We start from the raw sequence: 15,379 nt of genomic DNA on the forward strand, positions 1-15,379 counted from the left end.
ATTAACCTCCCGGCCCTACAGCGGCGGGCGTTTGTGCGCCAGGATCAATGCGTTGCTTGGGACCATCCATGACGACGCTACCCATCTGCATAACCAGCACGCGCTCAACCAGATCGAGCATTGAGCGTTTGTGCGTAGCCATGATGAGCGTACGTCCCTTGGACCACGTTTGCAGGGTAGCAATAACGCGTGCCTCGGTACGTTGATCGAGGGCTGAGGTCGGCTCATCGAGCAGAACTATCGCCGGGTCCTGGGCAAGGATGCGGGCAAGACCGACCAACTGTCGCTGGCCGCCGGAGAGTGATCGGTTGTTCTGGATGACAGTGTCGAGCCCAAGCGGCAGTGCCTTGATGAAATCGCCCAAACCTATCGATTGGGCGATGCCGAGGAGTTCATTGTCGTGTTTGATGCGTCTGGCCGGGTCGAGATTGTCCCTGAGAGGACCATTAAAGAGCATTACGTCTTGCGGCAGAAAGGCGATCTGCTCAGACCGATCGACAGGATCGATGTGGTCGAGGTTGGTACTGTCGACCAGGATCTGTCCGGACACTGGGGAGATAAGCCCCGACAGCAGCCGCAGAACTGACGATTTACCGGCGCCGCTCGCTCCCAGAATCCCGATGTGCTCGCCTTGCACGATGTCCAGGCGGCTGACGGCTACCCCAGCTGAGGCCTCAGGGGTGGGTTTCCACTGAATGTCCTCCAGCCGGATATTCCCATCGATAGCATTGCGTTCAACGAACTGTCGACCAACGGGTCGCTCCGTTGGAGCTTCCATTAGCTTGTCCAAGCTCCTCAGGCCTGCTTTAACATGTTGCCAGCGCGCCAGTATGCCGCCGACTTGACTCAAGGGCGCAATCGTTCGGGATACGAGAATGGTACACGCGACCAGGCCGCCGACGCTTAAGTGTCCGCCATCTATAAGATAGGCCCCAGCAATTACGACCCCGACGTATGTCATCTGCTGCACGACTGTCGACCATTGGGAAAGTATGTGGGTCAGGCGGCGCAACCGGTAGCTGGTTTCGCAAAGCGTGTCGTGGAGTTCCCGCCAGAGGCGCTCCAGTCGATCTTCGCCCCCTGCCGCTTTAACGGACTCCAACCCCTCAAACGCTTCCAGAAGCAAGCTATTCTTGAACGCGCTTTCCTGCAGACCCTCGCCCGCCAAGCGTGATAGCAATGGCTGTATCAAGATGCCCGGCAATATGAGGAGAACCACAGCGGCAGCCGGCACCCAAACGATACTTCCACCCAGTACTGCAATAACCAGAAGAAACAGGACTACAAATGGCAGGTCACTCACTATCGCAGCTGAAGTGGTCGTGAAAAACTCTCGAATCGACTCAAACTCCCGGATTTGAGTCGCCATGATGCCTGCCGCCGCCGGGCGATGAGATAGGCGAAGGTTAACGGACTGAGCAAAGAGTGTTCTACCAAGTTGTCGGTCAAGCCGCTTCCCCGCATGCTCCAAAAGGTTCATGCGAACGACCCTTATGGTCGCTTCCAGGACGATCGCCACAACCACACCAGTGGCCAGTACCCAAAGCGTGTCGAAGGCAGCCGTAGGTATGACTCGGTCATACACCTGCATCGCAAACAGCGCGATAGCGATAGCCAGCGCATTGGCGACTAACGCTGCTACGCCGACTTCAGCAAAAATCGACCAACAGGAACGAAGTTGTCCCCAAAACCAGTGAGTACCATGATTTTGGCTATAGTCGCCGATCCAGCGCCTGGAGCGCTCCTGAGGGGTTGCCGCTACTACGGTTCCGGTAAAACCGGCGCCAAACTCCTCATGGGATAAAGTGATCTCGCCACCACCAGTTTCCGGTAGGGCTACGACACAGCTTCGTTCGTTCCAGCCCGTCAGCAAACGCCAATGTTGATTCTGGAATTGAACAAGCACAGGAAGGCCACTCGGGCAAAAGTCCTGCTTGGAAAACTGAAGCACTCGTGCATTGAAGCCGCACCGGCGCATAAGGCTTTCAATGTCGTCAGAACCATCACCGCCGGCTATGCCAGCTCTTTCAAAGCGTGCGAGGGACACTGGGGCGCCTAGATGCCGGGTCATCAGCGCCAGTGCTTCAAGGGTCGGTGCGTAGGGCCTGGTCGCTGTCATCTTGCTGTTTCCATACTCGGTGAAATGCCGAACACATCACCTCTGATCATGGGCACGAGCATCCCCAGATCTGCAGCCACCTGGACGGACAGTCGAGCCTGTTCAATCGTGATCTCAATCGATGAAAATACGGCCTCTACACGCTCGTTTTCTGCGCCTACCAGATCAACCACATCTCGACGTCCGATCAGGAATTGGTCAAAGTATAAATCGATGGTCTCTTCAGCAGAGGCTAGCTGTTCGGCAAGGGATGGCTTTCGGTTGTCCAGAATCTTGGCGAGGGTGCGTGCTGATTTGACTTCACGAAGCAGTTGCTCTCGCACCGTTGCTATTTCCTGTTCGGCCGCCTCTAGGCCATAACCCGCTGCACGGGGTCGCCGGAAAGCGCTAAGCCCCTGAAAAAATGGAGTCTCGATTCGCAAAGCTATTCGGTTATCCGAACGAGGACCACGCCGGTCTTCAATCCGCTCGGCGATGGCATCCACGCTTAAACGAGGTAGGTTTTCAGAGCGCGCTACTTCGACATTCGCAGCCGCAGAGGCTTTCTCAAGCTTGGCCTGTTTCAACATCGGAGAATGTCTCACCCACTGGGCCACGGCTCGATTGGGCGCCCGAACAAGCCAGGCCGTAGGCAACTCAGCGGCTACCAAACCGTCATTCCTTAGAGCCAAGCCCGTCCGCTGTTCAAGCAGTACCTTGGCATCTTCCTGCTCCCCTCTGATGATGACACGCTCCTCCTCGGCGCGGGCGAGCGCTAATTCGGCACGAGTCAACTCAACCCGGTCAGCTACGACGCCGACGCGCTCACGCGTCAGTTGAACCAATCGATCCAGTCGTGAAATCTGCTCCTCCACGGCCTGCAGACGACGGTTAGAACTCATCCAATCGAGATAATACGTGGCGATATCGAGTGCGAGCCGTTGCCGGGCCATGACTATTTCGATCGACTGTGTGTCCCTCTGGGCACGGGCACGATCGACTCGATGACCTGTTACGCCCCAGTCATAGAGTGTTTGTGATGCCCTTAGTTCGTAACGGGTTGCGCTTTCACCGCTGGATAGCTCAGCAGAGCCTTGCAGCCCCGGATACCAAGCATCCCGCTCGATGTCGATATCGATGTTCCGCTCTTCCAGGCGAGCCTGCTCGGTTCTCAGTTCCGGAGAACGAGCAAGTCCATGCTCGACCGCGCCTTCCAGCGAGACGGCTTGTAGCGCGGTCGCCGAAAAGGCGGCAAATAGTACGAGTAGCCTTGAAATCACGAAGGTCGCCAAGCGACAGAGACGTTCCATGTTTCCCTCACATGACCACTTCAACGTCTGTTTCGACCATCATCGTCGCTGAGCCAAACGCGTAAATGTCATAGATCGCGCCGCTCATTTCGACACTGCTTTCTTCCAAGGTAGCACCTGTGAGCACGAGTGCATCTCCGTTGTCACCCATAATCTGGATTTCGTCATGGGTATCGGTCAGGGCTTCAATCAGGTCTTCGGTCAGCGACAACGTGGTTCCAGCGTCACCCTTCACCAAATTGATGCGCTCGATGTTGGAGATACTGCCGGTCGCAGGGTTTAACAGATCCAGGTTTATGCCTTCATCCAACTGCAGCGTGTCAAAGCCTTCACCGCCATCAACTGAGACGAAGTTGGCATCGTTAATGACAAGGTAGTCGTCCCCCGACCCGCCGGACAAAATATCCGCGCCAGCACCGGCAATCAGAATGTCTCCCCCCGCCCCGCCGCTTAACCAGTCATTCCCTGCCCCGCCCCGGATGAGATCGTTGCCGTCGTCCCCAGAAAGCACATCGTTACCATCGAAACCGTAGATCCGGTCGTCGGTGACGGTTCCAGCAACCGTGTTATCCCCGCTATCGGCCTCAATTAGATCGCCGGAGACATTAAGCAAGCTAACGCCAATCAAGTCGCCCACCGAGGAAGATGCGCTGGCATTCAGGTCGTCTGTTGCAGTGATTGTCGTTGCGTTGAGTACTTCGACTTGCGCAATGTTGCTTAGCAGCCCGATATCCTGATCAAAGGTCACTGAAGCAAGGAATTCGTTGATCTCGACGTTATCGAGATTCCCACCGTCTGCGGCGGTTACGGTCAGCTTTGATGAGGGCAGCACCAATCCCAGTAAGCCGGGATCGTTAACGGCCTCAACCTGAAGCCCCAACTCGTCGGCGATCGCCTGGGAATAGGTCAGTGTCGGCGAACTGCCAAGGCCACCAAGGTCAATGTCAACAAGGGGGGTATAATCGATCGTCACGACCTGCAAATTGCCATCGCGATCTGATGCATTCAGCCCCTGACGGGAAAAATCGATTAAGTTAAGGCTTGAGACCCCAGCGAGGCCCAGGAGTGCGCCGTCACCTTGCTGGACATCCGGTGCGACGTTGCTCGTGGGCGCCGGTGCTTCCAGGCCGGACTGATCGAAGCGGATATCGACGTGCTGCGTGTCGCCGTCGCCGTCCGCAATCGTGATCCCCAGGTCGGTATAGCCGCCGGTGAAAACCGTGGAACTGGTGGCCTGATCGACAATCAGCTGACCACTTGCGAGCAAGCCATCAATAATGTCGCTATCGGTGGTTGATCCATTGACCAGATCGATCTCGTTGAACACAATCTGTTGGTCTGCCAACGCCCCATCGTAACCACCCGCAAAGTTGCCCGTACTGCTGATGTGTAGGGTCGTATCAATACCGTCGTATTCAAAATGAAGGTAGTTCGACAGATTCCCGGGGTGAGTGCCTACGGCACCCTCGCCTTGCAGCAAATCGGCGAGGTCGATGACGTCGCCTCCGGCTGAAAGCGGGTCAGCGCCGAAGTCCTGTACAGTATCTACCGTCGGCGTGCCGGGCGCACTTTCGTCGTCCGCTTCCCAGCGAAACACGTCGGAACCGGCGTCTCCCGTTAGCTGATCGGCGCCTGCGCCCCCAATCAGAATGTCGTTGCCGTCGCCACCCTGCAGCCTGTCATCACCCGTTCCCCCGCGTAGGATGTCGTTACCGGTACCACCGTTTAATGTATCGTTACCGCCATGGCCGTAGAGCCGATCGCCTTTACTGACTTGGCCGTCGCCGCTCAAGGTATTGTCGGCACTATCCCCTTCCTGGATGGTCGATGCAGGCGATGTATCGATCAGGTTAAGGTTGAGTAGGTTCACGTCCAGCAATCCGCTGCTGCTTTCGGACCCAGAGGCTCCCATGACATCGGTTGCAGACAAGGTCACGGTAGATGTGAGCCCAGCGCTGACCAGGCCCGGGTCGAAGGTAACCGTTCCGAGCAGCTCGTTGACCTTCAGCAGATCCAGTACGCCGCCATCGTTCGCGGAGAAAGAAATAGACGCCGTCGAAACAAGTAATCCGGCGTTGGTCGTTGTTATAACGTCGATGCCCAACTCTTGAGCCAGTGTACTGGATGCCGCAAATGACAAACCGGTGGTCAGGCCAACAGCCTCATACGACAACGACACAGAGTCCAAGTTATTGTCCCCGTCAAAAACACCGGCAGGCTGGTCTTCGCTCAGGTCGATAAGCCCCAGTACGTCACCGCCCAATAAACCAGGATTGAAACCTGAATCACCGGAAACAACCGGCGCCTCGTTGATCGTGTTTGTCACGCCGGAAACGCCCGAGGCGGTGTAACTGAATTCGGCATTCAGCATATCGACGACGACCGTTTCTCCAAAGACGGTGTCTATGGTCAGTTCGTGTGCGTAATCATCGTAGCTATAGTTAGTCACGGTATGGGACGACCCGCTCGGCGGGGCGACCGAGTTTGAAGCGTTGTCGTAAGTAAAATTCAAACCACCCAGTTGGACCTGCGTTACTGAGCCATCATCCCCGCCATAGGAGCCGCCGGCGCCCAGCGCATCGCCAACAATAGTGTCAGGCAGTGAACTCCCGACGCTAAAGAAAAGGTTATTGGCCTCGACTACTGGCATGTCGTCGATGACCGATACGGAAAGTGTTCCTGACGTTGTGTTCGTCCCATCGGTCGCACTCACGCCGATGTCCAGATTCAGGTGGTCGGCGTTGTTGGCTACCGGATGATCCAGAGCCTGGCTTAGGGTAACCGTATAGTTTCCATCGGTATCAACGTTAATCCGTACCGCCTCGCCGACAGACGTGCTTCCCACGAGCACGCCGGTGCCTTCACCACTCCAACTGATAGTCTCGCCTTTAACGGAGAAGGTTTCCGCCGGCGCACTTAAGGATACTGAGACCGGGTCACCATCGGGATCGCCGAGTCCGACCCGTCCGGCAACCGTTGCAGGTCCTGCTGAAAGATCAGGCTCTGCAATACTGGCCGTCTCTTGCTCGACATAGACATTGGCAATCCGAATGGTCGTGCTATTGCCGCCAGACGGACCCGGATTACCCGCCGCGTCAGTTTGACGTACCTGTACTTGCCCGGGACCATATTCTCCGCTACCAAGCATCAGATGATCACCGGTGCCTGCTGTCCAGGCGCTTCCGCCGTCCACGCTGTATTCCCAGGAAGCACCGGATTCAATGCCGCTGATCTGCATTTCTCCATTACTGCTGATCCCATCGCCGCTATCCGCTCCGGTATCTTCCATCAGCGCCAAGGTCGGTGCTACAGGAGCGGTAACATCGATAACGACAGCCGTCGTAGGTGACGGTGAACTCTCGTTACCGGCCTGATCCGTGTAGGTGACGTTCAAGTCATAGCGGCCGTCTGCCAGGGGGGCGTCAGGTGTGATTGACCAAGTTCCGTCCGGTCCGACGCTGATTGCGCCCAGCGCTTCGCCGGTATTGGCATCGTATAGCGTGACAACATGGTCTATGGGCGCATCCGCGCCTACAAAAGTCGGGGTCGTATCGGCGGTGATACCATCTCCTTCAACCGCGGTATCCGAAGTCGACGCAAGACTCGGCGCTGAGGCGGGGCCCGTAGCAGACACCGTATCGATAACCAGAGAAACTGCAGGAGAATGGGTGCTCTCGTTACCTGCGGCATCCGAATAACTCACGGTCAGGTTGTGAGTGCCTTCGGCCAGGGGAGCATCTGGCGTAACCGACCAGGTGCTGTCCGGCTGAACCATTGCCACCCCGATAACGGTCTCCCCATCGCCGTGGTAGAGCCTCACAGTCTCACCCGGCGTGCCACCCGAGCCTGTCAGCGTAGGCACCGTATCACTTGTTATGGCATCGCCTTTGATGCCGGAATCCGAATAGTCATCCAGAACGGGCGCGGAAACGGCGGCATTGGGAGCGATTGAATCGATAGTGATCGTTGTCATCGCTGACAGATCACTCTCATTGCCCGCATTATCCGAGTAGCTGACACGGAAACCATAGCTGCCGTTAGCCAGCGGGCTTTCCGGCGTTACGGACCAACGACCGTCCGCTTCAACGACCGCACTGCCCAGGACGCTTGTTCCATCACCGTTGTAGAGTGTAACGCTGTCGCCTGGTACTGCCCCAGATCCGGTAAGCGCCGGCGCGTGATCGCTCGTAATGTTGTCGTTTTCAATCCCGGAATCGGACGCCGGCGCCAGTATGGGTGCCGATGCCGGTGTTCCTGGTGCTGTCGTGTCTACCCTTACCGACGTCGCCGGCGACAAGGCGCTTTCGTTACCCGCCGCATCGGTGTAGCTCACGCTCAGGTCATAACTTCCGTCAGCCAGTGCCGCATCCGGGGAGACGGACCAGGAGCCATCAGCAGAAACGATCGCGGACCCGAGTATCGTAATACCACCAGTGTCGTACAGGATGACGGTGTCGTTCGGCGTCGCTCCGGCCCCGATGAACGTGGGCGTGGTGTCGCTGGTCATCCCATCCCCAGGGGAGCCCGTATCTGAAGCAGTGTCCAATGTTGGCGATGCTAAGGGGTCAGCGGGGGGAGTCGTATCTACAATAATCGATACCGTAGCTGTCAGCTCACTCTCATTACCCGCAGGGTCCGTGTAGGTTACGCCCAGGCTGTAGGATCCGTCGCCAAGAGGAGAATCCGGTGAAACCGACCAGGTTCCGTCCGCCTGTACAACGCCGGTTCCCAACGACGACAAGCTATCGGTATCGTACAGCGTTACCGTGTCGCCGCTGGCAGCACCTTCCCCTCTCAGAACAGGTGTTGTTTCGCGAGTGATTCCGTCGCCGAGTGTTGAAGAATCGGAGTCAGTGTCCAGCGCGGGCCCAGGAGAGGCGTTAGTGGGGGCCGAAGTATCTATCATCAGGCTCTGGATTGGAGACAGTGCACTCTCGTTGCCTGCAACGTCGGTAAAACTAATAGCGAGCTCATGGGGGCCATCAGTCAGGGGAATATCACATGTCACCGACCAGGTCCCATCGGCCGCTACCGGCACGCTTGCCAGGACAGTACCATCGGCGGCATAAAGAGTAACCGTATCGTTCGGATTCGCTCCGGCTCCTACGAACGTGGGTGTTGAGTCGTTCGTCATGCCGTCATTAGTAGCTCCTGGGTCGGAAGTGGCGACAAGCGTAGGCGCTGCGCTGGCTGGTTCCGGACAGGTTGAATCGATGGTTAGGGTGAAGGTTTCATGGGTAGGGCGAGCTTCGCCCGAATCATCGACGAAGCCGATAAAAAGGTCGTAAATTCCATCCTGAAGCGCTTCGTAAGGCGTTACCATCCATTCGCCATCGGCATCCACAGCTCCACGACCTAAGACACTAACGGCATCAGGTCCATATAGAACGACAGTATCGCCGACCATGCCTGAGGAACCTACGATGGTCGGCGTGGAATCCGAAGTAATGCGATCGCCGGAAATGCCGGAATCAGACGAAGAAGCGACACGAGGCAGCACATCGGTATTGTCCCCCTCATCGGAAGGTGTTTCTACGGGAACATTGATAAAGACGTCACCAGCAACGGCCTCTTCCTTATCTTTACCTGGATCTCCGCTGCTTGAACTGGAGCCCCCGCCCCCGCCGGCCAACGTAGCACCGGCACCCACGACCAGAAGACCGGCGCCAGCCCAAAGACCATAAGCGACGCCATCGGAAGCGGCGGCCGTTAGCGAGATGATGGCTGAACCATCCGCTCCCACAGGGATAAAATCCATGGGAACGAATCCCGAGCTTTGGGATGGATAGACCGACGTTTCCCAGAGCATTCCGCCATCGTCAGACAAAAACTGAACTTCGTTTGCCTCGTCGAGGTAAAAGTCTTCAATGATGATCTCGTCGCCATCGATGGTGATAATCAGGTCGTCACCATTCTTCAACGCGGTTTCCACCTGCTCAGGATGAGCATGGAGCCGGACGATTCCTGGATCGTTGAGAGACACCGATTGGCCCGAATGAACCTCACCTTTATCGATTTGGTCATCAATAAATACAGACTTTTCGAAGCGGATACCCATGGCAAATACCTTTGCGGACATAACAGAGTTTCCGCATATTGGGCATAATACATGCCAATTTAGTATGGCCATTAAAGCCTGTTAATTCTTCAGGTTAACGTTTAATAACAACAAGTAACCTTGTAATATCAGGTGAAATTTTCAACTTGCTTTGCAATATGCAAAGCAAGTTGCAATAGATGACTTGACGTTCAACTTCACCACACAGACCGTTTTAATTTTCGGTACTATACTAATGGCGCTTAGCGGCTATTTGCGAACCACTCGATTTACAATAGTCAGTCCCAAATTGCTTTGTGTCGTTTCCTGAAAATTCGAGTTCCTCTCGGTCGAGATCGGCCAACATTTCAATAACCCTTTCAAGAAGATTCCATGCAGCAAAACGGCCAACCCATTCTTCGCGACATCGTGCTCATAGGCGGCGGCCACAGTCATGTTGGCGTATTACGCAGGTTTGCCATGCGGCCCGTACCGGGCGTGCGGCTTACACTGATCAGCGCTGATACCCATGCGCCCTACTCCGGCATGCTCCCCGGTTACGTAGCAGGGCATTACAGTTACGACGACATGCATATCGACCTCCGGCGACTGGCGGAATTTGCCGGAGCGCGTTTTATCAGCGATGCAGCGATTGGTCTGGATCGCGAGGCCCAGCAGGTACGCTGCACATCTCGTCCGCCGGTGGCCTACGACTATCTCTCGATCAACATCGGCGCCACGCCGCAGGTCACCGAAGTACCGGGCGCCCTTGAGATGACGACACCGGTCAAGCCTATCAGCCGTTTCAACGCACGCTGGTTGTCCCTGCTGGATCGGATCGAGCATCATCGCGGCCCGTTACGCATCGCCGTTGTGGGTGGCGGAGCCGGTGGTGTCGAGTTGCTGCTGGCGATGCAATACCGTCTTGAGCACGAATTGCGTGCCCTGGGTCTGGATGCTTCGAGGCTCGAATACCATCTGTTCACCGCCGGCGCACAGCTTTTGCCCACCCATTCCAGCAACGTACAGCGGAGGTTTGAACGGGTATTGCACGCACGCGGTGTCCAGCTGCACCAAGAGAGCCGCATCACCTCGGTTGAAAAGCATAAATTGGTCTGCGCCGATGGCCAGCAATTTCCTGCGGATGAAATTCTCTGGGTCACGGGGGCAGGCGGTGCGCCCTGGCTTGCCGAAACCGGGCTGGAGCTGGACGAAAGCGGCTTTATCAAGGTTGGCGACACGCTACAAACGATCAGCGACGAGCGGATTTTCGCCGCTGGAGATATTGCCAGTATGGTCAATCACCCCCGGGAAAAAGCGGGCGTCATGGCCGTTCGACAGGGTCCTCCCCTGGCTGCTAATTTGCGCCGGGCGGTCACCGGCAAACCGCTGCGTAACTTCCGCCCGCAAAGGCATTGGCTGGCACTGATCAGCACCGGCGATCGCCATGCCGTGGCGTCACGCGGTGCGACGGGTTTCGAGGGTGACTGGGTCTGGCGCTGGAAAGACTGGATCGACCGGCGCTTCATGCGTAAGTTCAACGATCTGCCGGCGATGAACAGCGAGCCGGAGAAAACCGAACATCCCCAGGTCGCCCTGCAAGGCGACGAAGCCGCCCAGGCGATTTCGGCGATTGCCATGCGTTGCGGCGGTTGCGGGGCCAAGGTGGGCGCTTCGGTACTGAGTCGCGCCATCGGGCGTCTGAACACCATCCAGCGCGACGATGTACTCTTGGGCCTGCACGATCCCGACGACGCAGCCGTTATGCGCATTCCGGCCGACAAGGCGCTGGTTCACAGCGTGGATTTCTTCCGTGCCTTTATCGACGATCCGTACCTATTCGGGCGAATCGCTGCCGTTCACAGCCTCAGCGATCTCTTCGCTATGGGTGCGGAGGCGCAGACCGCGACGGCCATCGCTACGGTGCCGCCGGGCCTTGAATCGAAGGTGGAGGAAACCGTTTTTCAAATGATGTCCGGCGCTGTCGACGCGCTCAACGAAGCCGGGTGCGCCCTGGTGGGCGGCCACACCGGTGAAGGCCGGGAACTGGCACTCGGCTTCGCCGTCAACGGCTTGATCGATCCGGAGACGGTGCTCAAGAAAGGCGGTATGCGTCCGGGCGATGTCCTGATTCTGACCAAGCCATTGGGGACAGGCACCCTTTTCGCGGCGCATGCCCAGCTCAAGACCGACGGTCGCTGGATCGATGCGGCTCTGACCTCCATGGCCCAGTCCAACCAGAAGGCCGCGGAGTGTTTACGCCTGCACGGCGCCACTGCCTGTACCGACGTCACCGGCTTCGGCCTGATTGGTCATCTGGTGGAAATGACCCGTCCTTCGGGGGTGGATGCCCAGATCGAACTGGATCGTCTACCGCTTCTGCCGGGCGCCGAGGAAACTGTTGCAGCCGGCATTCTCAGTTCGCTACAACCCGCCAACGTGCGCTTGCGCCGGGCGATCAGCAATCAGGAAGAGGCGATCCGGCATCCGCGCTATCCCCTGGCGTTCGACCCGCAAACGTCCGGGGGTCTAGTAGCCAGCGTACCCGCCGAGCGCGCCGAAGATGCGGTGGCAGCCTTGATCGACTTGGGCTATGCACAAACGGCGATCATCGGCCAGGTCCTGCCGGAAGGCGACGCCGTCGGACCCATCAGCCTGGTGTGATGCAACGCTCGATCGCCTGCTGCAGAGAGGCCCGTTCGGCGTCCGGCGTGAACAACGGCGCCCTCGCCCGGCAGAGATTACGCAGCTGCTGGAAAAAGGAGGCGTCGTTTTCCAGCCGAATTAAAAGCTGTTGTAACGCCACTGTGTCGCCAACCGGGAAATATCCCGGATAATCCCCACCCAGCAGACCTACGTTGCCCGGTATGCGTGACGCCAGCACGGGCAACCCCGCCACGCAGGCCTCGGAAACCACGTTGGCGCCGCCCTCCGAAATGGAGCTGATCACCATGGCGTCGCAGCGCGCCATCAGCGTCCAGACTGCATCCCGATCCAGGTTGCCCAACCAGTGATAGCGGGGATTGCGGGCGGTCTCCTCTTCAGCCTGTTGCGCCCACGCATCGGAGTGTGCGCTGCCGGCATGGACCACATGAAGACGCGAATCGTCAGGTAGATCCCGAACCGCATGAGGCAATCGGAACGGGTCCTTTTCCTCACGCAGATGGCCAATCTGGCAGATTTCGAACTTATCGCTCTCCGACTCCGTCTTAAACAAAGGGGCGAGCGCCGATTGTAGGACGACCTGAAGCTTATCGCCGAAGGCTGGATCAATGTCATCGGCCACCCGTTCGTGCAGTCCGATGAGCCCATCGGCAAGCTGCATGGACCGATGCGTCACTTCGGGATCCGATTGCTGATAGCGATAGATATCGGTGCCGGTCAACGCCACGATCAACGGCGAGTCCGGAAAAATCGCCCGATAACGATGGATGGCCTCTGCGGATTTCCAGGCATGCAAAGCGATCATCAGGTCGGCCGGTTCGCCCTGATAATAATCGCTGATAGCCACTTCATGACCCAGCGAGCCCAAAAGCCCGGCCCAGCGTTCGGCGGTGGCATGGTTCCCACCGCCGATGTTTATCGTGCCCTTGGGGGTGATGAGGCGGATCAGCATGGCGACATTCCGCTCATCCTCACACGGCCTCGTCTACCTTAACCCGCCGCCAAACTGAGGCCTGCGCCAGGGTATGCTGGTACTTGCGGCTGGTTTCGCGAATCACGAAAGGTAGATCCCGTGGCGGCAACGGCTGAACAAAGTGCGGTTCGAGATGCCGACGAAGGCCATCAAGTACCCGTACCGACCTGCCTTCCTCTGTAAAGCCGCCGATCCAGTTCGACCTTGGCGTGTACTCGGCCAGAAGCGTATACGGCGAAGTAATCACCAGCACGCCTCCGGGACGGACCAGATCGGACATCCGCGCGAGGAAGGCGGCGGGATCCTCCAGGCGGTCAATCAGGTTGCCCGCGAAAACTAGGTCAAAATGGCCCAGCGCCGGGTCCACCTGACTCGCATCACCCGGCACGAAACGCACCCGCTTGCGTGCATCGGCCAAGCCCAATTGATTCAGATCCACCTGGCGATCAACCGTCAGATCCCCCTCATCCGGAACACGATAGTCTTTGGCACCCTGCTCTGCGAGCTTCGAGGCTGCCTCGATAAAGCGCTCGGATAAATCCACACCAATGACCTCGGCAAAGCCCCGCGCCAGCTCGAAGCTGCTTCGGCCCACCGCGCAGCCAAGATCCAGCGCCCTTTCCCTGGCGCCATTACCCGAGGCGGCAATGGCCAGTTCGGCGCAGGCGCGGGGATAATTGGGCACCCCGAAGTGCTCAGGGCCGTAATGGAAGTCCAAGTACTGGGCCAGCAACTCATCGGTTTCGTAGGGATTCATGAATCAGGTTTGCTCCGGCTATCGATGGCACACGTACGGAAACCCACAAACACATCGTGCCGTTGCGGAAGGTAGGCTTGACGATAGGTGCCGCGAATCAGCAGCGACGAGGTGGCGCAGGAACCGCCCCGCGTCGTCTTGTGATCGCCAAATTGCAGTGTGGACATAAACGGGTACACATCTACCGCAAAACCGTCGTAAGGCAGAAACTGGTCGCTGGTCCACTCCCACAACGTGCCCACCATCTGGCGGCAGCCGAACGGGCTTTCACCTTCAGGTAGCGCGTTTACCGGCTGACTGGCCAAGCCGGTCCCGTTCATATCCACCCGGCCCGGGTCCATCTCGTTGCCCCAGGGGAACCGGCGGAAAGGCACATCCGGACAATTGCCCAGCGCAGCGACTTCCCATTCAACTTCCGTGGGCAGGCGCCGGTTGGCCCAGCGGCAGTAGGCCTCAGCTTCCCAGTAAGTAACGTGCTTGACCGGGAAGTCCGGACGCAGCGGACGCCATTTATCGAAATGGCGTTCTTCCCAGCCTTTGGTCCCACGGCGCCAGTAATAAGGATGCGCCGGCTTGCCATAGCGCGGCGATTCCGCACTGCCGAAGGCGAGGTCCATTTCCGTATCCAGCCATTTGCGGCCGCCCTGACTCCAGAACTCCCGCCGCTGGTAGCCGCGGTCCTCGACGAAGGCCAAAAACTCTTTATTGCTGACCAGGGTCCGCGAGATGCTGAACCCCGGCACCTCAACATCGAAGCCAGGTTTTTCGTTATCGAAGGCAAAGTCCTGCCGGGCATAGTCCGTGGACTGTCCCGGCATGCCGATGCGATAACGTCCGCCAGGAATGGCCACGTCGCCAAGTGCTTGCGCGTCCACTGGCGTCTCTTCCAGCGTTTCCCGTGCGCTAGGTGGCGGTGGGAAGCCTTCAGTCTGACGGCACCAGATCATGGACTCGACGTGCATGTTCTGGTGGAAAATGGAGTACTTGGTTAGATAGTGCGCCTGGTTGGTTAGAGGCCCGTCCTGAATACGCTGGCGCATGGCTTGGTAGATGGTATCGAAGTATTGCAGGGTGTCCGCCTTGGCGGGAAATAGTTCCGGATTCCAGCGATCCTCGTGATCCAGGTGGAAAGAATCCCAGATCTCGTCCATCGAGGGATCGTAGGACGGCTCGCCGTCAAGCGGCTTGCGCACGAAGGTTTCGTAAAAAAACGCGCAATGGCCAGCTTCCCAGAGTGGCGGATTAACGCCGGGATGGTAGGGAACCTGCAACTGCTCGGCATTCAGGGATTCAATCAATGCCAGCGTACGACGCTGGGTCTCATCCAAGGCCTGAAGCAAATCTGCTCTATCGTTCATGTTTCCCCCGTCTGGTTGGCGTAGGGTCTGCATTCCACTGAGGAAAGCTGAGTCCGATTGTACGCTATTCTGCCAGCCAAACCGATGCGTTAGTCTTTTCGACCATTAGACCTTTCTACGAAAAACTGTAGTCAATACGGTAACTTGAGGGTAATCGGTGAACCATAGCTGCCAACTATACA

The 15,379-nt window shown here is 57.7% G+C and carries 7 protein-coding genes; 1 reads left to right on the top strand and 6 read right to left on the bottom strand.

The features are described 5' to 3' along the window. Nucleotide 1: 1 nt before the first annotated feature. Genes FXO11_RS09810 through FXO11_RS09820 form a run of 3 tightly spaced genes read right to left on the bottom strand, consistent with a single transcriptional unit; the run spans nucleotide 2 to nucleotide 9,487 of the window. Nucleotides 2–2,119: a type I secretion system permease/ATPase gene (locus FXO11_RS09810; protein WP_148862813.1), complete on the bottom strand. Its 2,118-nt coding sequence runs from the start codon at nucleotides 2,117–2,119 to the stop codon at nucleotides 2–4. Further along, the gene (locus FXO11_RS09815) at nucleotides 2,116–3,408 is read right to left on the bottom strand and encodes a TolC family protein (RefSeq protein ID WP_148862814.1); all 1,293 of its coding nucleotides are present in this window, start codon (nucleotides 3,406–3,408) and stop codon (nucleotides 2,116–2,118) included. Before FXO11_RS09815 ends, FXO11_RS09810 begins: the two co-directional genes overlap by 4 nt. Nucleotides 3,409–3,415: 7 nt before the next feature. After that, entirely contained in the window at nucleotides 3,416–9,487 is a 6,072-nt protein-coding gene (locus tag FXO11_RS09820; RefSeq protein WP_168203151.1) for an Ig-like domain-containing protein, read from the bottom strand. A 351-nt stretch (nucleotides 9,488–9,838) separates the two neighbouring features. On the opposite strand from FXO11_RS09820, the gene selD reads away from it, so the two are divergent. Continuing rightward, complete coding sequence (gene selD, locus FXO11_RS09825) at nucleotides 9,839–12,109, top strand: selenide, water dikinase SelD (protein WP_148862816.1); 2,271 nt, start codon at nucleotides 9,839–9,841, stop codon at nucleotides 12,107–12,109. Here selD and senB read toward each other — a convergent pair. The 3 genes from senB to senA are packed head-to-tail and all read right to left on the bottom strand — an operon-like array spanning nucleotide 12,096 to nucleotide 15,197. Continuing rightward, entirely contained in the window at nucleotides 12,096–13,061 is a 966-nt protein-coding gene (senB, locus tag FXO11_RS09830; RefSeq protein WP_148862817.1) for a selenoneine biosynthesis selenosugar synthase SenB, read from the bottom strand. The two genes, selD and senB, sit on opposite strands and share 14 nt — an antisense overlap. Nucleotides 13,062–13,080: 19 nt before the next feature. Continuing rightward, nucleotides 13,081–13,839, bottom strand: coding sequence for a putative 4-mercaptohistidine N1-methyltransferase (locus FXO11_RS09835; protein ID WP_148862818.1), 759 nt, complete (start codon nucleotides 13,837–13,839; stop codon nucleotides 13,081–13,083). Beyond that, the gene (senA, locus tag FXO11_RS09840) at nucleotides 13,836–15,197 is read right to left on the bottom strand and encodes a selenoneine synthase SenA (protein ID WP_148862819.1); all 1,362 of its coding nucleotides are present in this window, start codon (nucleotides 15,195–15,197) and stop codon (nucleotides 13,836–13,838) included. Before senA ends, FXO11_RS09835 begins: the two co-directional genes overlap by 4 nt. Nucleotides 15,198–15,379 lie beyond the last annotated feature (182 nt).

The sequence above is a fragment of the Marinobacter fonticola genome (assembly GCF_008122265.1).
GTDB classification, from domain to species: domain Bacteria; phylum Pseudomonadota; class Gammaproteobacteria; order Pseudomonadales; family Oleiphilaceae; genus Marinobacter_A; species Marinobacter_A fonticola.